We start from the raw sequence: 21,075 nt of genomic DNA, 5'->3' as shown, positions 1-21,075 counted from the left end.
TCCCCGCGCCAGGCGGGCGGAGGGAGCGGCGGGTGAGAACGCGCGTGGGGCCGTCAGCCGCCGGCCGGGGCGATCGCGACCGTCCGGATCGAGGTGTAGAAGTCCTGCGCCGCCTTGCCCTGCTCGCGCGGGCCGTGGCTGGAGTCCTTCTCGCCGCCGAACGGCAGGTAGAAGTCCACGCCGGTGGTCGGCGCGTTGACCTTCACCAGGCCGGTGTCCAGGCGCGCGGAGACCTCCAGCGCGCGGTCCAGGTCGCGGGTGTAGACGGCCGAGACCAGTCCGTAGCGCACCCCGTTGGCCAGCGCCACGGCCTCGTCCACGGACGCGGCGTCCTGCACCAGGCAGACCGGCCCGAACACCTCCTCGCCGGCCAGGACGTGCCCGGCGGGGACGCCGTCCACCAGCGTGGGGGCGGCGAACCAGCCCTCGCGGTCCAGGGCGGCTCCCCCGGCGAGCACCCGGCCGCCCTCCGCCGCCGCGACGGCGCGGTCGCGGGCCGCCTCGTCGATCAGCGGCCCGACCGCGGTGCCCGGGTCGGCGGGGTCGCCCACCCCGAGCTTGGCGACCGCGGCGACCAGCGCCTCGCGGACCTCCGCGCCGCGGCCCACCGCGATCACCCGCCGGGTGGCCGTGCACTTCTGCCCGGCGTACCCGAACGCGGCGGCGGCGATCTGCGCGGCCACGGCCTCCAGGTCGGCGTCGGGCAGCACGACGCTCGCGTTCTGGCCGCCCATCTCGGCCTGCGCGGGCACGCCCGCGCCCGCCGCCGCCACGCTCACCGCGCGGCCCACGGCGGCGGAGCCGGTGAAGGAGACGACGTCGCACGCCTCCACCAGCGCCGCGCCCTCCTCGGCCCCGCCGGGCGTCACCTGGAACAGGTCCTCGGGCAGGCCGAGCAGCTCGGCCAGCCGTAGCGCGCAGCCCAGCGCGTGCGGGGACGGCTTGAGCACGACCGCGTTGCCGAAGGCCAGCGCGGGGGCGGCCTTCCACAGCGGGATGGCCAGGGGGAAGTTCCAGGGCGTGATCAGCCCCGCCACGCCCCGCGGCCGCCTGCGGGTGAAGGCCAGCCCGGCCCCGGACGGCTCGTGCACCGCGCCCACCGGGTCGAACACCTGCTGGGCGTAGTAGCGCAGGATCGCCTCCGACCGCGCCACCTCGCCCCGCGCCTCGGTCACCGGCTTGCCGGCCTCGCGCACCACCAGCGCGGCCAGCTCGCCCGCGTTCGCGGCGACGGCCTCGGCGGCGCGGGTCAGCGCGGCGGCCCGCCCGGCGGCGCCGGACCCGGCCCACCGCGCCTGCGCCGCCCGGGCCCGCCGCACCGCCTCCGTGACGCCGGGCCCGCCGGCCGCGGGGGCGCTCGCCACCACGTCGGCGGGGTTCTGCGGCGAGCGGCTCACCACAACGTCCATCGTCAATCCCTCTCCAGCGCCGGCGCGGCGGGCGTCCCGCCGCGCGGAGCGCCTGTCACAACTGGAATCCCTCGGGGAACGGGTCCGACGGGTCGAGGAAGTGCTGCGCGGTGCCCGTGACCCACGCGCGCCCGGTGATCGTCGGCACCACGGCGGGCAGCCCGGCCACCTCGGTCTCCTCCACCAGCCGCCCGGTGAAGCGGGTGCCGATGAAGGACTCGTTGACGAAGTCCTCTCCCAGCGCCAGCTCGCCCCGCGCGTGCAACTGGGCCATGCGGGCGGAGGTGCCCGTGCCGCAGGGCGAGCGGTCGAACCAGCCGGGGTGGATGGCCATCGCGTGCCGCGACAGCCGCGCGTCCGAGCCTGGAGCGACGAACTGCACGTGGTGGACGCCCCGGATGCCCGGGTCCAGCGGGTGCGCCGGCTCGTCCGCCTCGTTGATCGCCGCCGCGATCGCCAGGCCCGCGTCCAGGATGTCGCGGCCTCTGGCCCGGTCGAACGGCAGCCCGACCGACTCGATCGGCAGGATCGCGTAGAAGTTGCCTCCGTAGGCGAGGTCGTAGGTCACCTCGCCGTGGCCCGGCACCTTGACCGTGCGGCCGAGCCCGGCGCTGAAGGACGGCACGTTGGTGATCGTCACCGCGGCCGCCGCGCCGTCCTCCACCCGCACCGACGCCACGACCAGCCCGGCCGGGGTGTCCAGGCGCACGGTGGTGACCGGCTCGGTGACCTCGACCATGCCGGTCTCCACCAGGACCGTCGCCACGCCGATGGTGCCGTGGCCGCACATCGGCAGGCAGCCGGACACCTCGATGTAGACCACCCCGACGTCGGCGTCCGGGCGCGTGGGCGGCTGCAGGATCGCGCCGCTCATCGCCGAGTGGCCGTGCGGCTCGAACATCAGCAGCCTGCGGATGTGGTCGAGGTTGGCCACGAAGTGCTCGCGGCGCTCGGCCATGGTCGCGCCGGGGATCACGCCGACTCCCCCGGTGACCACCCGCGTGGGCATCCCCTCGGTGTGGGAGTCGACCACGTGGAAGATCTTCTTGGTCCGCATCGGCTACCGCAGCCCTCCGGCGAGCGCCTTCTCTGTCGCGGTCCGCACCACGGCCTCGTGCTCGGGGGTCAGCGGGACCCGCGGCGGGCGGCACGGGCCGCCGTACAGGCCGGCGATGTCCATGGACAGCTTGATGGCCTGGACGAACTCGGTCTTGGAGTCCCAGCGCAGCAGCGGGTGCAGGGCGCGGTACAGCGGCAGCGCGGTGGCCACGTCGCCCGCCACCGCCGCGCGGTACAGCGCCACGCAGGAGGCGGGCAGCGCGTTCGGGTACCCGGCGACCCAGCCGACCGCCCCGGCGAGGGCCAGTTCGAGCACCACGTCGTCCGAGCCGATCAGCACGTCCAGCTCCGGGGCCAGCTCGGCGATCTCGTAGGCGCGCCGCACGTCGCCGGTGAACTCCTTGACCCCGGCGATCAGGCCCTCGGCGTGCAGCTCCGCCAGCAGCGGCGGCACCAGGTCCACCTTGGTGTCGAAGGGGTTGTTGTAGGCGACGATCGGCAGGCCGGCCTTGGCGACCTCGCGATAGTGGCCGAGGACCGCCCGCGCGTCGGCGCGGTAGGCGTTCGGGGGGAGCAGCATGACGGCGCGGCAGCCCGCCTCGGCGGCCTGCTCGGCCCAGCGGCGGGCCTCGGCCGCGCCGTAGGCGGCCACGCCCGGCATCACGCGGTCGCCGCCCACGGCCGCGACCGCGGTCTCGATCACGCGGGCGCGCTCCCGCGGGGTCAGCGTCTGGTACTCGCCGAGCGAGCCGTTCGGCACCACGCCGTCGCATCCCTCGCCGACCAGACGGCGGCAGTGCTCGGCGTAGCGGTCCTCGTCGACGCTCAGGTCCTCGCGCAGCGGCAGCGCGGTCGCCACCATCACACCGTGCCAGGGCTTCTCACGGGTCGTCATCGGGGGTCCTCTCCTCCGGAATGTCCTGCAAGGTCGCTTGCCGTGTCCGTCTCCGGGCCTCTCACCGGGCCCACCACCGCGTCCGTCTCCGTGGCCGTCTCCGCGTCCGTCTCCGTGGCCGTCTGCGTGGCCGTGTCCGATGCCGGGCCCGCCGCCAGGTCCCCGAGCCGTACGGGCTGGGCGAGCGGCCTGCGCGGAGGCGAGGGCTCCTCCCCGGCCAGGCGGGCCACCGCGTGGCCGCAGATCCGGCCCTGGCACCAGCCCATCCCGGCGCGGGACAGCAGCTTCACCGACCGCGCGTCCACCGCGCCCAGCTCCAGCGCCTCGCGCACCCGCGCGTACGGGACCTCCTCGCAGCGGCAGACCAGGGTGTCGTCGCGCAACCACCCCTTCCAGCCGTCCCGGACAGGGTAGGCGTCCAGCACCGCGGCGCCGAAGGCGGCCAGGCGGCTCCGCCTTCTCGCCAGGGCGGGCGCGGGACGCACCGGGCGGCCGAGGTCGGCGGCGGCGGAGCGACCGGCGGTCCAGCCCTCCACCTCGGCCAGCTCGGCGCCGCCCACACCGGTCGGCTCGCCCGCCGCGTACACCCCCGGCACACCGGCGCGCATCCCGGCGTCCACCACCACGACCGGCTCGCCGTCGCGGCCCGCTCGGGTGGGGCAGCCGAGCTGGACGGCGAGGTCGATCTGCGGGACGAAACCGTAGCCGACGGCGAGCGCGTCGCAGGCGATCGTGCGCCGCTCCCCCGGCGCCCAGTCGCGGCCGAGCCGCGCCACGGTCACGTGGGTGAGCCGGTCCGCGCCGTGCGCCTCGACCACGGCGTGCCGCACGGCGTACGGCACGCGGCGCCGGGCCAGGCGCAGGGCGTACCCGGCGCCTTCCGCGATCTTGGACGGATCGGCGGCCAGCGCGGGCGCCAGGCCGTACCCGCCGCCCGCCTCGAACACCCCCGCCACGCGCGCGCCCGCCTCCGCCAGGCCCGCCGCGACGGGCAGCAGGAAGGGGCCGGTCCCGGCGACGACGACCGTGCGCCCGGCCACGACCAGGTCGCCCTTGAGCAGCGCCTGCGCGCCCCCGGCGGTGAGCACGCCCGGCAGGTCCCAGCCCGGGAAGGGCAGCGGCCGGTCGTGCGCCCCCGTGGCGATCAGCAGGCGCCGGGCGCGGACGGTCACCCGCCGCTCCTCCCGGGCGCCCGCCAGGCAGTGCACGGCGAACGCCTCCTCGCCGTCGCCTCGCGCCCGTTCCACGGCCCAGACCCGGTGGCCGAGCCGGACGTCGGCGTCCCGCAGCGCGGCGGCCAGGCGGGTGAAGCGGACGAAGCCGTGGTGCAACGCGCCGGGACGGCGGGCGCGGAACCCCTCGGGGGCGTGGCGGAAGTACTGGCCGCCGAGCCGCGCCTGCGCGTCGATCAGCACGACGTCCAGGCCCGCGCGTGAGGCGGCGACGGCCGCCGCCATGCCCGCCGGGCCGCCGCCGACGATGGCCAGATCCCTCATCCGGTGCTCACCCGGTCGCCGGGCAGCGCCTCGGTCTGGCAGGCGCGCAGGGACGGCGTGCCGTTGACGGTGACCAGGCAGTCGAAGCACACGCCGATGCCGCAGAACAGGCCGCGCGGGCGTCCCCCGAACCGCGTGGTGCGCCAGGAGACGACGCCCGCCGCGTGCAGGACGGCGCCGATCGTCTGGCCGGGCACGGCGGAGAGGGCGCGGCCGTCCACGGTGATCTCGAAGGCGGGCTCGGGCCGCGCGCCGACGAGACGGCCGGCGTGGGGAGGCGGTGAGGTGGTCACGCGGCGAACCTTTCCGGGCGGAAGGGGCTGAGGTCCAGGCCGGGCGCGGCCCCGGTGAGCAGGGCGGCGACGAGGTGGCCGGTGGCGGGGGCGAGGCCGATGCCCGCGCCCTCGTGTCCGCACGCGTGGTACAGGCCGGGCGCGCGGGGGTCGGCGCCGATGACGGGCAGGTGGTCCGGGCAGTACGGGCGGAAGCCGCAGTAGGACCTGATCGCCCGGCGGGCGGCGAGCCCGGGGAACAGCGCGACGGCCTGGCGTGCCAGCGCCGCCAGGACGGGGATCGAGGTCGTGCGGTCGAAGCCGACGCGCTCGCGGCTGGCGCCGATGAGCACGGTCCCGGCCGGGGTGCCCTCGATCACCGCACTCGTCTCCAGATCGGCCGAGTCGCTGGCCACCGCGGTGACGTAGGCGGCCGTGTAGACCTTGTGCCGGATCACCGGCGGCCCGAGGCGTCCGCCGACGGGCTCGGTGACCAGGATGAACCCGCGGCGCGGCAGGATCGGCAGGCGGATCCCGGCGAGCGCGGCCACCTCGCCGCTCCAGGTGCCCGCGGCGTTGACCACGGCTCCGGCGGGGATGTCGCCCTTGTCGGTGCGGACGCCGGTGACGCGGTCGCCGTCGCGCAGCAGGCCGGTGACGCGGACGCCGGTGCGCAGGACGGCCCCGGGGGCGTGCCGGATCAGCCGGGCGGCGGCCAGCATGGGCTGCACCTGCGCGTCCTGCGGATAGTGGACGCCTCCGGCGAGGCCCTCGGCCAGGTGGGGCTCGAGGTCCCGCAGCTCCCCGGCGGCGACGGGCCTCGCCTCGACACCGTGCGCGGCCTGCGCGGCGGCGAGCGCGGTCAGCGACCGCGTCACCTCGGGCGTCTCGGCGACGACCAGCCCGCCCTTGGGCTCGTACTCGAACCCGCCGGACCCGGCCAGCTCCCGCCACAGGCGGCCGGACAGCAGGGCCAGCTCCAGCTCCGGCCCGGGCTCCTTGTCGGAGACCAGGATGTTCCCCTCGCCCGCCCCGGTGGTGCCCGCCGCGACCGCCCCCCGGTCCACCACGGTCACCGACATCCCCGCCCGCGCGGCGAAGTACGCGCACGCCGCCCCGACGACCCCCGCGCCGACGACCACGACGTCCGCCATCCACCCTCCCCCACCCGGCGCTCCATCCGCATCAGTAATATGTCACATATCCACCAACCCAATCAACACCCGGATGACCTGCTCGAACCCTCCGCGCACGTGAGGGCGCGCCGGTGCTCTGGAGGAGGAGGGAGGAAGGGGGTGAGGAACGAGCCCCCTTCCGAGCGACGACGGAAGAGCACCGGCTCAAAGGCGCCCTCACGCCGCGACGCCGGAGGCGGCGCCATCAACACGGCCCTCACGCCGTGCGAACGAAGAGAGCACCATAGGCACGGCCTACCATGTGTGGCGTGACGGCAACAGAGCAGGAGACGCGGGTCAACGGTAGGCGGGGGGATGGGCTGCCCGGGCGGCTGCGGAGCTGGGGGCTGGGGCTGTTCCACTCCGTGTGGTCGCCGACCGCCGTGACGATGAGGCGGTGGGCGCTGACCGCCGTGGTGGTCAACGTGGGCATCTCCGTCACCGGGGCCGCGGTGCGCCTCACCGGCTCGGGCCTCGGCTGCCCGAGCTGGCCGCGCTGCACGCCCGGCAGCTTCGTCCCCGCCCCGCACGACGACCACTCGCCGCTGAACATGGCGATCGAGTTCGGCAACCGCCTGCTGTCCTTCCTGGTCCTGGCGGTGGCGGTGGCCTGCCTGGTGGCCGCCTTCCGCCGGGTGCCGCGCCGCCGCTCGCTGGTGGGCCTCGCCCTGATCCAGCCGTTCGGGGTCGGGGTGCAGGGCTTGTGGGGCGGCGTCGTGGTGCGCAGCCTGCTCAACCCGGTCACCGTGAGCGTCCATTTCCTGCTGTCCATCGGCATGATCGCCGCCGCGCTCGCCCTGTACGCCCGCGCGGGCGAGGGCGACGCCCCCCCGCGGCGCCTGGTGCACCGTGACATACGCACGCTGGGGTTCGTGCTGGTCGCGGCGGTGTTCGTCCTGCTGGTGGCGGGCGTCGTGGTCACCGGCACCGGCCCGCACTCGGGCGACGACGCCGCCTCGCGTTTCTCGTTCGACATCGAGGCGATGGCCCGCCTGCACGCCGACGCGGTGTGGGTGGTGCTGGGGCTGACGTTCGCCCTGCTGTTCGCCCTGCACGTGACCGACTCCCCCGGCCGGGCCCGGCGCGGCGCGCTGGTGCTGCTCGGCGTCGAGCTGGCCCAGGGCGTGATCGGGTACGTGCAGTACTTCCTGGCCGTGCCCGCCCTGCTGGTCGGCATGCACGTGCTCGGCTCGACGCTGGTGTGGATCGCCGCCCTGCGCGTGGTGTTCCTCATGCGCTCCCGCGGCACGGCTCCCTCGTCCGCCCCACCCGCCGCCCCCGCCGCGAACGAAGTGCGGGCGGCCGGCGTCTAAGCCTGCGTGCCCAGCCTCTCCGAACGATCACGGTCTTTTCCGCCCCCGCGGGCGTGGTGGTCGCGCCGGCCGCCGCGGGCGCGCCGCCGGCTGTTCCTGTCGGCCGTCGCGCTCAGCCTGCTCCCGTTCGCGCCGATGACCTGGGCGTGGGCGTCCGCGCTCGGCCACCACGTCACGGCGGCCCCTGGGGGCGGGTGGCTGCGCGAGGTGCCCGCCGCCCCGGTGGCGCTGGTGTTCGGCGCGGGCCTGTACCACGGTTCGCCGTCGGCGATGCTGGCCACGCGGCTGGAGATCGCCGCCGCGCTGTACCGGTCAGGCAAGGTGCGGGCGCTGCTGCTGTCCGGCGACAACGGCCGGGTGGGGTACGACGAGCCGACCGCGATGCGCGACTACCTGGTGGCGCGCGGGGTGCCCGCCGGGGTGCTGGTCCTGGACTACGCGGGCTTCGACACCTGGGACTCCTGCGTGCGGGCCCGGGAGGTGTTCGGCGCCCGGCGCGCGACCGTGGTCACGCAGAACTTCCACCTGCCGCGCGCGGTGGCGCTGTGCCGGACGGCGGGAATCGACGCGTTCGGGGTCGGCGACGACTCCTTCCCCGTGTGGCCGGGGCCGACGACCGCGTACGCGGTGCGGGAGTTCGGCGCGACGGCGAAGGGCCTGCTGGACGCGGTGGTGCTGCGGTCCTCGCCGGTCTTCCCCGGCCCGCGCGAGACCTCGCTGGACGCGATCGTCGGCGCGCGATCGTGAGCGGCGCCGGTCAGGCGGGCCGGCGCGGGTCGCCCGGCATGCCGTCCGGCGGCGGGTAGGGCGAGGCCGAGTGGCGGACGTCGTGCCCCGGGGCGTAGCCGGGCGGCGCCTGCCCCCTGGCGATCGTGTCCTGGTGTCTCTCCGGGACGGGGAACGCCGCCTTGGCCGCGCTCATGCAGGCCAGCAGGGCCTCGCGCTGCCGCTCGAAGACGTCCCTGGAGATCGCGCCGCGCCGGCCGCGCTCGTGCAGCAGGCCGAGCTCGGTCGCGGCGACCTGGTAGTCGCGCATGGCCCGCAGCCCGCGCGCCCCGCCGTACGCCTTGGCCCACTGCCGCGCCTGTCTTCGCCCCTGCAGCGAGGACAGCATGTACACGTCCACGTCGGTGACCAGGCCGAGGCCCCCGTACGGCGGCAGGTAGTACTGGATGAAGCCCACGATGCGCTTGCGGTCCCTGACGACGACGCCGAGCTCGACGAAGAACAGGATCATCAGCAGCAGGTAGGCCGCGCTCAGGCCGGGCAGGCCGCCGTAGGAGGTGAACCCGTTCCAGATGCCGTGCAGGATGATCGCGCCGATCCAGCCCAGGACGACGACCCCGGTGCGCGCCGGCCCGCGGCTCTGCGCCGCCGAGGCGACCGCGATGCCGATCATCGAGGTGAACAGGGGGTGGGCGAACGGCGACAGGATGCCGCGCAGCACCACGGTGACCGCCAGGCCCTGCACGCCGTGCTGGTCCTGGGCCATGATGTAGTAGCTGACGTTCTCGCTCATGGCGAAGCCGAGGCCGACCATGCCCGCGTAGATGATGCCGTCGGTGGGGCCGTCCAGCTCCTGCCTGCGCCAGCGCAGCAGCCCGAGCAGCACCAGGCCCTTCATCGTCTCCTCGACGACGGGGGCGAGGAAGGTGGCCACGAAGTTGCGCGCCCCGGCCGGGTCCTGGGTGGCGATGGTGAGGTACCTCAGGTTGAGGCTGTTGAGGACGCCGGCGATGAGCACGGCGACGCCCGCGCCCCACAGGAACGCGAACGCCAGGTCCTTGCGCGGTTCCGGCTCCAGGCGGTCCAGGGCGAGGAGCCCGGCGAGCAGCAGCGGCACCGGGGCCAGGGCGAGCGTCAGGGCGATGAAGAACTGCACGGGCTCGCCGTTGAAGACGTCGAACGAGAACGACACCAGCGCGCAGATGCCGGCCGCGACAAGCCCGAAGATCAGCCCGACCGAGGGCCGCTCCTGCAGCACGCTGCGCGGATCACGGTCTGTCATGGCCGTGAGCGTATTCGCCCGGCACGGCCCGCGCCGCACCCCCACCGGATCCGCAAGGCCGGCACCCCGCCATCACCGCACCACCCCGCACCAGAACGGCTCGCCGAGCATTCAGGTCTTCCCCCGGAACAACGCTCCCACACCCGAACAATCCCCGGAACCCCCGCATCTTTCCCACCCACCGCCGAATCACCCGACTCTCCGCGTGTCCGTACCCCGCGCCGCCGCGGCGGCCACGACGTCGGCGTGGAGTGTTCGCATGGACGGCCGCCGGGGGCGCCTGAAGTGTGGAGAAAACTGCGGGCTGTGATGGCTTCGTTAGGTTTGGTGGGGTTGTTCGCGAAGGTGGGGGTTTGTACAGTTCTGGGCTGGTGGGTGAACAGTTTGTTCGGTGGGGATGATCGGGGCGTTCGGTGGGTGGCGAGGACCTGCGGGAGGCGGGGCGGGGGGATGTCGTCCGGCTGGGGGCGCGGATTCGGGCCTATCGCGGTATGCGGGGCATGTCGTTGCGTGATCTCGCCGCGCGGGCGCAGGCCAGCCCGGGGTTCATCAGTCAGCTCGAACGTGGGCTGACCAGCGCCAGCGTCGGGATGCTGCGGCGGATCGCCGGGGCGCTCGGGCTCACGGTGGCCGAGCTGTTCAGTGAGGACGACTCCACGGCGCACCGGGTCGTGCGCCGGGCCGAGCGGCCGGAGCTGCCGGCCGGGCCGGGCACCCGCAAGCACCTCGTCTCGCAGCGGCCCCTCCAGAACCTGGAGGTCTACAGCGGCGAGTTCGACCCCGGCGCCTCGACCGGGGACGAGCCCTACACCCACGGCGACGCGCAGGAGATCCTGCTGGTGCTGCGCGGCACGGCCCTGTTATGGATCGGCCCGCCCGGCGCGGCGGCGGCGCACCGGCTGGAGGCCGGGGACAGCGCCGAGTACCGGACCGCGACCCCGCACCGCCTGGAGAACGACGGCGACGGGCCGCTGGAAGTGGTGTGGATGATCAGCCCGCCCACCCCGTCCTAGCGCTTCGGGGCGCAGGGACCCGCGGCGCGGGCACGAGGGATCTTGGCTTCTGTTGTGGCATGTGGAGGTATCGGCGTGGACGGCACTGGTGGCAGGCGGCTGGACGGCACCCCGCTGGCCGGCGACTTCGCCAACGGCGGGGTCTCGTTCTGGTACCGGCAGATCGGCCTGCCGGCCCGCCGCCGCGCCCTGCCCGGCGGCCGGGACTACGACGTGGCCATCGTCGGCGGCGGCTACACCGGCATGTGGACCGCGTACTACCTGAAGAAGGCGCAGCCGGACCTGCGGATCGCGATCCTGGAGAAGGAGTTCGCCGGGTTCGGCGCCTCCGGCCGCAACGGGGGCTGGCTGTCGGCGGAGTTCGCCGGCTCCCGGGAGCGGTACGCGCGGGCGCGCGGGCGGCAGGCCATGATCGACCTGCAGCACGCCATGTTCACCGCCGTGGACGAGGTGATCGCGGTCGCGCGCGCGGAGGGCATCGACGCCGACGTCCACAAGGGCGGGCTCATGCAGGTCGCCACCAACCCGGCGCAGAACCGCCGCCTGCACGCCGAACTGGCCTACCTGCGCCGGTGGGGCTTCGGCGAGCAGGACGCGCGGCTGCTGACCCGCGAGGAGCAGGAGGACCGCGTCCGGATCGCCGGCGCGTACGCGGCCGTCTACAGCCCGCACTGCGCCCGCATCCAGCCCGCCAAGCTCGCCGTCGGCCTGGCGCGGGCGGTCGAGGCGCTCGGGGTGGACGTCTTCGAGGGCACCACGGTGCGCGAGATCCGCCCGCGGACGGCGGCGGGCCGGGCGAGCGCGGTGACCGACCGCGGGACGGTCACCGCCGAGTACGTGATCCGGGCCACCGAGGGGTTCACCGCGGGCATCAAGGGCCAGCGCCGCCAGTGGCTGCCGATGAACAGCTCGATGATCGTCACCGAGCCGCTGGGCGAGGAGGTGTGGGAGCGCGTCGGCTGGCGGAACAACGAGTTGCTCGGCGACGAGGCGCACGCGTACTGCTACGCGCAGCGGACGGCCGACGGGCGCATCGCCATCGGCGGGCGCGGCGTGCCGTACCGCTTCGGGTCCCGCACCGACCACCGGGGCGCCACCCAGCCGCGGACCGTCGCGGCGCTGCGCGAGATCCTCACGGGCCTGTTCCCGGCCGCGTCCGGGGCGAGGGTCCAGCACGCCTGGTGCGGGGTGCTCGGCGTGCCGCGCGACTGGTGCTCGACCGTCCATCTGGACCACGCGACCGGCCTCGGCTGGGCGGGCGGCTACGTGGGCAGCGGCGTGACGACCACGAACCTGGCCGGGCGCACGCTGCGCGACCTGGTGCTGCGGCGCGACACCGAGCTGACCGCCCTGCCGTGGGTGGGACGCCGGGTGCGGCAGTGGGAGCCGGAGCCGCTGCGCTGGATCGGTGTCCAGGCGATCTACACGCTGTTCCGCGCGGCCGACCGCCACGAGAACGCGCGGATGAGCCGCACCTCGGCCTACGCCCGCATCGCGGAGCTGATCGCGGGCCGCTGAGCCGGAATCGCCCCTTCGTCCGGCCCGGCGCCCGCCCCTTTTCGCCCTTGGCGCCGGGCCGTGTTCCTCACGCGGACCGTGCCAACAATTCAGATGTCATTTGACAACTTCCACCGACGAACACGGATATCTACCATTCTGGCGGGGGTCCGGATACGAGAGGTGGTCCTCGCGTGGGACGAGGGGCGAAAAGCGTCCTGACGATCGCGGTCGTTTCCTGCCTTGCCGTGGCGGCTACCGGGGAGACCGGCCTGGCCTCCACCGGGAAGACCGGCACCGGAGCGGGCACGGCGGGCACGGCCCGGACGGCGAGCACGACGAGTACGGCAAGAACGCACGAGGTGTCCCGGTCCACGGCGGATGACATGGGGCAGGACATTTCCACCGCCCTGTACGTCGTGAACCGCTACTGGTCCTCCCATTGGCGGCAGTTCTTCACCGGCCGCTACACCCGCCCCACGGTCTTCGGGGGCTACGCGCGCGGCTACCGCAGGCCCCCGGTGTGCGGCGGGAAGCGGCTCGGCTACCAGAACGCCTTCTACTGCCGTCCCGGCGACTACATCGCCTGGGACCTCGGGCTGATGCGCGACGGCTACGCCTCCGGCGACGCCTGGGTGTACCTGATCATCGCCCACGAGTGGGGCCACGCCGTCCAGGCGCGGCTGAACGCGGGGCTGGTCTCCCGTGCCAAGGAACTCCAGGCGGACTGCCTGGCGGGGGCGGTGCTATACGGGGCCGCCTACGACGGGACGCTGCGGTTCGAGTCCGGGGACGTGGAGGAGCTCTCCGACGCGCTGACCGAGCTGGCGGACGAGACCCCGTGGACCGACGTGGGCGACCACGGCAACGCCACCCAGCGGGTCTCCTCCTTCACCCAGGGCGCCAGGTACGGCGTGTACGGCTGCCTGCCCTCCTCCTGACACGACCTCCTGACACGACAGCGCCCCGGCCCGCGCGGGCCGGGGCGCTGTCGTGAGGCTCACAGCAGGGAGTCGACCGCCACGGCCAGGAACAGCAGGGCCAGGTAGGCGTTGGACCAGTGGAAGAAGCGCATGGGCCGCAGGGCGACGCCGGTCTTGCCGGCGTTGACCCTGCCGAGCAGCCGGTAGACCTCCCACAGGCACACCGCGCCGAGCACGGCCGCGACCACGCCGTACACCGGGGTCGTGCCCGCGATCGGCCAGAGCAGCAGCGAGCAGGCCACCGTCGCCCAGGTGTAGGCGACGCACTCCCGGGCCACGCGCCGCTCGGTGGCGACCACCGGCAGCATGGGGACCGCGGCGGCGGCGTAGTCCTCGCGGTAGCGCATGGCGAGCGTCCAGGTGTGCGGGGGCGTCCAGAAGAACACCACGCCGAACAGCACGACCGGCGCCCAGTCGACGCGCCCGGTGATGCCCGCCCAGCCGATCAGCACGGGCATGCAGCCCGCGATGCCGCCCCAGACGACGTTCTGGGAGGTGCGGCGCTTGAGCAGCATCGAGTACACGAAGACGTAGAACAGGATCGCCGCCAGGGACAGCCCGGCCGCGAGGGCGTTCACCGTGACCGCCAGCCCGAGGGTCGACAGCACGCCGAGCACGACGCCGAAGATCAGCGCGTTCCGCGGCGCGACCGCGGCCATCGCCAGCGGGCGCCGCCGGGTGCGGCGCATGGTCGCGTCGATGTCGCGGTCGATGTAGCAGTTGAGGACGTTGGCGCTGCCCGCGGACAGCGTGCCGAAGACCAGCGTGGCGACGGCCGTCCACAGGGGCGGGAAGCCCCGGGCTGCGAGGAACATCACCGGCAGCGTCGTGATCAGCAGCAGCTCGATGATGCGCGGCTTGGTCAGCGCGACGTACGCGCGCACGACCGCGAGCGGCGTTCTGCGCGCGCCGGCGAGCGGAACGGCCGGCGGCTTGGTCGTGAGCACCGTCAAGGCGCTTCCAGCGGGTGCGGGGTCAACGCGTAACCTTTGAGTTTGAGCGGGTCCGTGATTGCGGGCATGAGCCACACTTCGAGGTCTCACTGTAGTGCGCGGGGTCGCCGGTCCCGGCATCGGGGGCGAATGCCACGTGCGCCCGCGCCCGGCCGGCGAGGTCGAGGCGGGGTTCCCCCTGGGCGCCGGCCCGCCGCGGCCGGTGCGGCGCGTCGCGTTCGACGCGGCTTCTCATGGGGATGGTTCTAACGATGTGAGCCCTGCATTCCCCGGTCACGTGCCAGACGCACGATGCATCTACGGTGAGGGGATCGACCCGTTAAGGTCCGGTGTGGGGTGCAAAACCAGTACCGGACGGGCGGCGGAACCCGGCCGGCGCCGAATAGCCGAATGAGGAGAGCGAGCAGTTGAGCAGCGAACTCGTGCCAGACCTTGAGTGGACCGACTCCGATCGGCGCGCGGTCGACGTCATACGCGCTCTGGCCATGGACGCGGTGGAGAAGGCCGGGTCGGGACACCCGGGTACCGCGATGAGCCTGGCCCCCGCCGCGTACCTGCTGTTCCAGCGCGTGCTTCGCCATGATCCCACCGACCCGGGCTGGGTGGGCCGCGACCGCTTCGTGCTGTCGGCCGGGCACTCCAGCCTCACCCTGTACATCCAGCTCTTCCTGTCCGGCTACGGCCTGACCGTGGAGGACCTGGCCGGGCTGCGCCAGTGGGACAGCCTGACCCCCGGCCACCCCGAGCACGGCCACACGCTGGGCGTGGAGACGACGACGGGCCCGCTCGGGCAGGGCATCGGCAACGCCGTCGGCATGGCCATGGCCCAGCGCCGCGAGCGCGGCCTGTTCGACCCGGGCGCCGCGCCGGGCGAGAGCCCCTTCGACCACCACATCTGGTGCATCGCCTCCGACGGCGACATCGAGGAGGGCATCAGCCACGAGGTCAGCGCGCTGGCGGCCCACCAGAAGCTCGGCAACCTCAACGTCATCTACGACGCCAACCACATCTCGATCGAGGACGACACGGCGATCTCGCTGTCGGAGGACGTCGCCGCGCGGTACGAGGCGTACGGCTGGCACGTGATCAGCGTGGACTGGACCGAGACCGGCGAGTACGTCGAGAACGTCGACAAGCTGTACGAGGCCTACCGCGCCGCCGTCGCCGAGACCGACCGGCCGACGCTGATCAAGCTGCGCACGATCATCGGCTGGCCGGCGCCGAACAAGCAGAACACCGGCAAGATCCACGGCGCGGCCATCGGCGCCGAGGAGGTCGCCGCCACCAAGGAGATCCTGGGCCTGGACCCGGCGAAGAACTTCCAGGTGCCCGAGGAGGTCCTCGGCCACGCGCGCGAGGTCGCCGAGCGCGGCCGGGCCGCGCACGCGCGGTGGAACGAGGAGTACGAGCGCTGGCGGGCCGCCAACCCCGACAACGCCGCCCTGTTCGACCGGATCAGCGTGCGCAGGCTGCCCGCGGGCTGGGAGGAGGCCCTGCCGGTCTTCGAGCCGGGCAAGGCCATGGCGACCCGCAAGGCGTCGGGCACGGTGCTGAACGCGCTGGCCCCGGTGCTGCCGGAGCTGTGGGGCGGCTCGGCGGACCTGGCCGAGTCCAACAACACGACCATGGAGGGCGAGCCGTCCTTCATCCCCGAGGAGTACCAGACCAAGCTGTTCCCGGGGAACCGCTACGGCCGCACGCTGCACTTCGGCATCCGCGAGCACGGCATGGGCGCCATCCTCAACGGCATCGCCCTGCACGACGGCACCCGGCCCTACGGCGGCACGTTCCTGGTCTTCAGCGACTACATGCGCCCCGCGGTGCGCCTGGCCGCGCTGATGGGCCTGCCGGTCACCTACGTCTGGACGCACGACTCGATCGGCCTCGGCGAGGACGGCCCCACCCACCAGCCGGTGGAGCACCTGTGGGCGCTGCGCGCCATCCCGGGCCTGGACGTGGTGCGGCCCGCCGACGCCAACGAGACCTCGGCGGCGTGGAAGGCCGTGCTGGAGCACACCGACCGCCCGGCGGCGCTGGCGCTGAGCCGGCAGAACCTCCCCGTCTACGAGGGCACCCGCGACTTCGAGAAGGTCGCCAAGGGCGCCTACATCCTGGAGGAGGCCTCCACCGGGCAGCCGAAGGTGGTCATCATCGGCACGGGCAGCGAGGTCGAGCTGGCCATCGGCGCGCGCCGGATCCTGGAGGACGAGGGCATCCCGGCCCGCGTGGTCTCGATGCCGTGCGTGGAGTGGTTCAACGCCCAGGACGACGCCTACAAGCAGCTCGTGCTGCCCCCGTCGGTGCGCGCGCGGGTCGCGGTGGAGGCGGGAATCGCGCTCGGCTGGCGGCAGTTCGTAGGTGAGGAGGGAGAGGTCGTGAGCCTTGAGCACTTCGGCGCGTCGGCGCCGTACAAGACGCTGTACGAGCAGTTCGGCCTCACCGCCGAGCGTGTGGCGACCGCCGCCAAGGGCAGCCTCGCCAAGACCGGGGCCGACAAGGGCCAGACGACCGGAAACTAGAGGACTCACCGTCATGAGCGAAAACCTGAAGCGCCTCACCGACCAGGGCGTCTCGATCTGGCTGGACGACATCAGCCGCGAGCGCCTGCGCACCGGCGACCTGCAGTCGCTGATCCGCGACAAGCACGTCGCCGGCGTCACCTCCAACCCCACGATCTTCGCCTCCGCCCTGAGCAAGGGCGACGCCTACGACCCGCAGCTGCGCGACCTGGCGGTCCGCGGCGTGGACGTCGGCGAGGCGGTCCGGGCGATCACCACCTTCGACATCCGCTGGGCGGCCGACGTGCTGCGGCCGGTGTTCGAGGCGACCGGCGGCGTGGACGGCCGGGTGTCCATCGAGGTGGACCCGCGCCTGGCCAACGAGTCGTCCGAGCGGACCGTGGCCGAGGCCCGCGCGCTGTGGTGGCTGGTCGACCGCCCGAACGTCTTCATCAAGATCCCCGCCACGCTGGCGGGCCTGCCGGCGATCACGCAGGCGCTGGCCGAGGGCATCAGCGTCAACGTCACGCTGATCTTCTCGCTGGAGCGTTACCGCGCGGTCCTGGACGCCTGGCTAACCGGCCTGGAGCAGGCCAAGGCCGGCGGCCTGGACCTGTCGAAGATCGAGTCGGTGGCGTCGTTCTTCGTCAGCCGGTTCGACACCGAGGTGGACAAGCGGCTGGAGAAGATCGGCACGCCGGAGGCGCAGGAGCTGAAGGGCAAGGCGGCGGTCGCCAACGCCCGCCTGGCCTACGCCGCCTACGAGGAGGTCATGAGCGGGCCGCGCTGGCAGGCGCTGCGCGCGGCCGGGGCGCGCCCCCAGCGGCCGCTGTGGGCGTCCACCGGTGTGAAGAACCCGGAGTATCCCGACACCTTGTACGTCGACCAGCTCGTCACCTCCGGCACGGTCAACACCATGCCCGAGAAGACGCTCGACGCGGTCGCCGATCATGGCAACATCGACGGCGACACCGTCCGGCCGCACTACGAGCAGGCGTGGAACACCATGGCCGCGCTCAAGCAGGCCGGCATCGACTACGACGACGTGGTGAGGGCATTGGAGGACGAAGGCGTCGAGAAGTTCGTCACCTCGTGGAACGAGCTGCTCGGGACCGTCGCGGCCGAGCTCAAAAAGGCGAGCTGAGCGACCGGCGGCCTCCTCCGGGGCGGCCCGCATCGCGCGGGGCCGCCCCGGACGTCCTCGGGACCGCGCGGCCCGCCCTCGCGCGAGAAGACGACCTCAAGGATGGATATGTCTATAACGTTCGGTGACGAGGCGGTGGCCGCGGAGGCCGCCGCGGCCGTGCGGAAGCTCGCCGAGGAAGGCGTGCCCGAGGCGCTGTCCCGCGGCGACGCGTCGTTGTGGGGCGGGGAGGCGGAGTCCGAGGCGCGGATACGCCTCGGCTGGCTCGACCTCCCCACCACCTCGCGCGAGCTGCTGCCCGAGATCAGCAAGCTCGTCGAGCGCGCCCGCGCGGAGAACCTGGAGCACGTCGTGCTCGCGGGCATGGGCGGCTCATCCCTGGCCCCCGAGGTCATCTGCGCCACCTCCGACGTGGCGCTCACCGTGCTGGACACCACCGATCCCGGCCAGGTGCGGCGCGCGCTCGCCGACCGCCTCGACCGCACGATCCTCGTCGTGTCCAGCAAGAGCGGCTCGACCGTCGAGACCGACAGCCACCGCCGCATCTACGAGCAGGCGTTCCGCGACGCCGGCATCGACCCGGCCGACCGCATCGTCGTGGTCACCGACCCCGGCTCCCCCTTGGAGCAGGCGGCGATCGAGTCCGGCTACACCGTGATCCTCGCCGACCCCAACGTGGGCGGCCGCTACAGCGCCCTCACCGCCTTCGGGCTGGTGCCGAGCGCGCTGGCCGGGGCCGACATCGGGCGCCTGCTCGACCAGGCCGCCGAGGTGCGCCCGCAGCTCGCCGGCGGCGAGGGCAACCCGGGCCTGGAGCTCGGCGCGGCCCTCGGCGCCGCCGCGCTGGCCGGCCGCGACAAGCTCGTCCTGGAGGACAGCCTGTCGGCGATCAACGGCCTGCCCGACTGGATCGAGCAGCTCATCGCCGAGTCCACCGGCAAGCAGGGCAAGGGCATCCTGCCCGTCGTCGGCGCCGACCCGAACGAGGCCGATGACGAGCTCGTCGCCGGCATCGACACCGAAGGCGGCGTCCAGGTCGACGGGCCGCTCGGCGCGCAGTTCCTGATCTGGGAGTACGCGACCGCGGTCGCGGGGCGGATGCTCGGCATCAACCCCTTCGACCAGCCGAACGTCGCCGAGTCCAAGGAGAACACCGCCCGCATCCTGGGCGACGGCGGCGACGGCGCGCTGCCGACGGGCGCCCCGGCGCTGGTCGACGGCCCGGTGGAGGTCTACGGCGACCTCCCCGCCGACGTGAAGGACCTGTCGGGCGTGTTCACCGCGCTGCTGGAGCAGATCCCCGACCGCGGCTACCTGGCGATCCTGGCGTTCCTGGACCGCGAGGCCGCCTTCGACGTGCCGGTGCCGCCGGAGGCGTCGTTCGAGGAGATCACCGACATCTGGGCCGCGCACGACCCGGCGACCCTGCAGGGCCTGCTGGCGTTCCGCACCGACCACCCGGTCACGTTCGGATGGGGCCCGCGTTACCTGCACTCGACCGGGCAGTACCACAAGGGCGGCCCGCAGAACGGCGTCTTCCTGGAGATCACCGGCGCCGTCGAGGAGGACCTGCAGGTCCCGGGCCGGCCGTACACCCTCGGACGGCTCCAGCTCGCGCAGGCGCTCGGCGACCTGGACGCGCTGCGCGGCCGCGGCCGTCCGGTGGTGCGGCTGCACCTCACCGATCGCAAGGCCGGCGTCAGGCACCTGCTGGACGCCGCACGGGAGGTCTGATGAACCAGAGCGAGCCGCCGGCGTCCCCCGAGGCCGCGGCGCCGGACGAGGCGGTCGCCATCGCGCAGGCGGCGGCGAGCACGACCACCACGCTGGAGGTCGCCGAGGCCAACCCGCTGCGCGACCCCCGCGACAAGAGGCTGCCGCGGGTGGCGGGGCCGTCGGTGCTGGTGCTGTTCGGGGTGACCGGCGACCTGTCGCGGCGCAAGCTCCTGCCGGCGATCTACGACCTGGGCAACCGGGGGCTGCTGCCGCCGGGCTTCTCCCTGGTCGGCTTCGCCCGGCGCGACTGGGCCTCCCAGGACTTCGCCAAGATCACCCATGACGCGGTGAAGGAGCACGCCCGCACGCCGTTCCGCGAGGAGGTGTGGAAGCAGATCTGCGAGGGCCTGCACTTCGTGCCGGGCTCGTTCGACGACGACGGCGCCTTCGACGCGCTGGCGATGGTGCTGAAGGAGATCGACGAGACCCGCGGCACCGGCGGGAACTACGCGTTCTACACCTCCACCCCGCCGAAGTTCTTCCCGGTCATCATCGAGCAGCTCAAGCGGACCGGCCTGCACAAGCCGCCGCCGGGGGCCTGGCGGCGCGTGGTGATCGAGAAGCCGTTCGGCCACGACCTGGAGAGCGCCAAGGAGCTCAACCGGATCGTCGACTCGGCGTTCCGGCCCGACTCGGTGTTCCGCATCGACCATTACCTGGGCAAGGAGACCGTCCAGAACATCCTGGCGCTGCGGTTCGCCAACACGCTGTGGGAGCCGATCTGGAACCGCGGCTACGTCGACCACGTGCAGATCACGATGGCCGAGGACATCGGCGTCGGCACGCGGGCCGGGTACTACGACGGCATCGGCGCGGCGCGCGACGTCATCCAGAACCACCTGCTGCAGCTCATGGCGCTGGTCGCCATGGAGGACCCGACCGCCTTCGGCGCCTCGGCCCTGCGCCGCGAGAAGGAGAAGGTCCTGGAGGCGATCAAGCTGCCCGCGGACCTGGAGACCTCCACGGCCATCGGCCAGTACACCGAGGGCTGGCAGGGCGGCGTGCCGGTGCCGGGCTTCCTGGAGGAGGAGGGCATCCCGCCGGACTCCAGGACCGAGACCTACGCCGCGGTCAAGCTGGAGATCGCCAACCGGCGCTGGGCGGGCGTGCCGTTCTACCTGCGCACCGGCAAGCGGCTCGGCCGGCGCATGACCGAGGTGGCCGTGGTGTTCCAGCGGGCGCCCCACCTGCCGTTCAGCAAGACCGACACCGAGATCCTCGGGCAGAACGCGCTGGTGATCCGCGTCCAGCCGGACGAGGGCATCACGGTCAGGTTCGGCTCCAAGGTGCCGGGCACGGCCATGGAGGTCCGGGACGTCAACATGGACTTCGCCTACGGCGAGGCGTTCCTGGAGTCCTCCCCCGAGGCCTACGAGCGGCTGCTGCTGGACGTGCTCATCGGCGATCCGCCGCTGTTCCCGCACCAGCGGGAGGTGGAGCTCCAGTGGAGCATCATCGACCCGATCGAGAAGTTCTGGGCCGAGAGCGTCCGGCGTCCCGAGGGCTACGCCGCCGGCACCGGCGGCCCGGCCTCGGCCGACGCGATGATGGCCCGCGACGGGCGCGCCTGGAGGCGGCTGTGAC

General features: G+C 73.7%; 17 protein-coding genes. 9 read left to right on the top strand and 8 right to left on the bottom strand.

The window, feature by feature from the left end; genetic code table 11:
• Positions 1-53 precede the first annotated feature (53 nt).
• Genes BJ981_RS33550 through BJ981_RS33525 form a run of 6 tightly spaced genes read right to left on the bottom strand, consistent with a single transcriptional unit; the run spans position 54 to position 6,285 of the window.
• Positions 54-1,409: an aldehyde dehydrogenase family protein gene (locus tag BJ981_RS33550; RefSeq protein ID WP_184617367.1), complete on the bottom strand. Its 1,356-nt coding sequence runs from the start codon at positions 1,407-1,409 to the stop codon at positions 54-56.
• Between the two features lie 55 nt (positions 1,410-1,464).
• The gene (locus tag BJ981_RS33545; protein ID WP_184617366.1) at positions 1,465-2,466 is read right to left on the bottom strand and encodes a proline racemase family protein; all 1,002 of its coding nucleotides are present in this window, start codon (positions 2,464-2,466) and stop codon (positions 1,465-1,467) included.
• Between the two features lie 3 nt (positions 2,467-2,469).
• A complete protein-coding gene (locus tag BJ981_RS33540; protein ID WP_184617365.1) occupies positions 2,470-3,363 on the bottom strand; it encodes a dihydrodipicolinate synthase family protein in 894 nt (297 codons plus the stop codon).
• Positions 3,360-4,859 carry an FAD/NAD(P)-dependent oxidoreductase gene (locus tag BJ981_RS33535; RefSeq protein ID WP_184617364.1) on the bottom strand — a complete coding sequence of 500 codons (1,500 nt, stop codon included), beginning with the start codon at positions 4,857-4,859 and terminating at the stop codon, positions 3,360-3,362. The genes BJ981_RS33540 and BJ981_RS33535 overlap by 4 nt, the downstream gene beginning before the upstream one ends.
• Entirely contained in the window at positions 4,856-5,152 is a 297-nt protein-coding gene (locus BJ981_RS33530; protein WP_184617363.1) for a (2Fe-2S)-binding protein, read from the bottom strand. The genes BJ981_RS33535 and BJ981_RS33530 overlap by 4 nt, the downstream gene beginning before the upstream one ends.
• Positions 5,149-6,285 (bottom strand): NAD(P)/FAD-dependent oxidoreductase, encoded by a 1,137-nt coding sequence (locus BJ981_RS33525; RefSeq protein WP_184617362.1) that lies wholly within the window; start codon positions 6,283-6,285, stop codon positions 5,149-5,151. The genes BJ981_RS33530 and BJ981_RS33525 overlap by 4 nt, the downstream gene beginning before the upstream one ends.
• Positions 6,286-6,575: 290 nt before the next feature.
• Here BJ981_RS33525 and BJ981_RS33520 point away from each other — a divergent pair, with 290 nt between their 5' ends.
• A complete protein-coding gene (locus BJ981_RS33520) occupies positions 6,576-7,619 on the top strand; it encodes a COX15/CtaA family protein (protein ID WP_239139647.1) in 1,044 nt (347 codons plus the stop codon).
• 6 nt (positions 7,620-7,625) lie between these two features.
• Positions 7,626-8,366: a SanA/YdcF family protein gene (locus tag BJ981_RS33515; RefSeq protein WP_239139646.1), complete on the top strand. Its 741-nt coding sequence runs from the start codon at positions 7,626-7,628 to the stop codon at positions 8,364-8,366.
• A 10-nt stretch (positions 8,367-8,376) separates the two neighbouring features.
• Here BJ981_RS33515 and BJ981_RS33510 read toward each other — a convergent pair whose 3' ends face one another.
• On the bottom strand, positions 8,377-9,627 hold the full coding sequence (locus BJ981_RS33510; RefSeq protein WP_184617360.1) for a PrsW family intramembrane metalloprotease: 1,251 nt from the start codon (positions 9,625-9,627) through the stop codon (positions 8,377-8,379).
• A gap of 413 nt (positions 9,628-10,040) precedes the next feature.
• On the opposite strand from BJ981_RS33510, the gene BJ981_RS33505 reads away from it, so the two are divergent.
• From BJ981_RS33505 to BJ981_RS33495, 3 genes are all read left to right on the top strand, one after another.
• A complete protein-coding gene (locus BJ981_RS33505; RefSeq protein ID WP_275422329.1) occupies positions 10,041-10,640 on the top strand; it encodes a helix-turn-helix domain-containing protein in 600 nt (199 codons plus the stop codon).
• Between the two features lie 75 nt (positions 10,641-10,715).
• A complete protein-coding gene (locus BJ981_RS33500) occupies positions 10,716-12,158 on the top strand; it encodes an NAD(P)/FAD-dependent oxidoreductase (protein WP_239139645.1) in 1,443 nt (480 codons plus the stop codon).
• A 128-nt stretch (positions 12,159-12,286) separates the two neighbouring features.
• Positions 12,287-13,078: a neutral zinc metallopeptidase gene (locus tag BJ981_RS33495; protein WP_184617747.1), complete on the top strand. Its 792-nt coding sequence runs from the start codon at positions 12,287-12,289 to the stop codon at positions 13,076-13,078.
• A 59-nt stretch (positions 13,079-13,137) separates the two neighbouring features.
• Here BJ981_RS33495 and BJ981_RS33490 read toward each other — a convergent pair whose 3' ends face one another.
• Positions 13,138-14,067 carry a heme o synthase gene (locus tag BJ981_RS33490; protein ID WP_239123407.1) on the bottom strand — a complete coding sequence of 310 codons (930 nt, stop codon included), beginning with the start codon at positions 14,065-14,067 and terminating at the stop codon, positions 13,138-13,140.
• 413 nt (positions 14,068-14,480) lie between these two features.
• On the opposite strand from BJ981_RS33490, the gene tkt reads away from it, so the two are divergent.
• The 4 genes from tkt (at position 14,481) to zwf (ending at position 21,074) form a co-directional block, all read left to right on the top strand.
• A complete protein-coding gene (gene tkt / locus BJ981_RS33485) occupies positions 14,481-16,592 on the top strand; it encodes a transketolase (RefSeq protein WP_184617357.1) in 2,112 nt (703 codons plus the stop codon).
• 13 nt (positions 16,593-16,605) lie between these two features.
• Positions 16,606-17,715 (top strand): transaldolase, encoded by a 1,110-nt coding sequence (tal, locus tag BJ981_RS33480; RefSeq protein ID WP_184617356.1) that lies wholly within the window; start codon positions 16,606-16,608, stop codon positions 17,713-17,715.
• 102 nt (positions 17,716-17,817) lie between these two features.
• Positions 17,818-19,449, top strand: a complete 1,632-nt coding sequence (locus BJ981_RS33475) for a phosphoglucose isomerase-related protein (RefSeq protein WP_184617355.1) — start codon at positions 17,818-17,820, stop codon at positions 19,447-19,449.
• Positions 19,449-21,074, top strand: a complete 1,626-nt coding sequence (zwf, locus tag BJ981_RS33470; RefSeq protein WP_184617354.1) for a glucose-6-phosphate dehydrogenase — start codon at positions 19,449-19,451, stop codon at positions 21,072-21,074. The genes BJ981_RS33475 and zwf overlap by 1 nt, the downstream gene beginning before the upstream one ends.
• Position 21,075: the final 1 nt, after the last annotated feature.

The sequence above is a fragment of the Sphaerisporangium krabiense genome, from assembly GCF_014200435.1.
Lineage (GTDB): Bacteria > Actinomycetota > Actinomycetes > Streptosporangiales > Streptosporangiaceae > Sphaerisporangium > Sphaerisporangium krabiense.
Note: the sequence above shows the minus strand (reverse complement) of the source record. Positions and strands in the feature narration are given on the sequence as shown.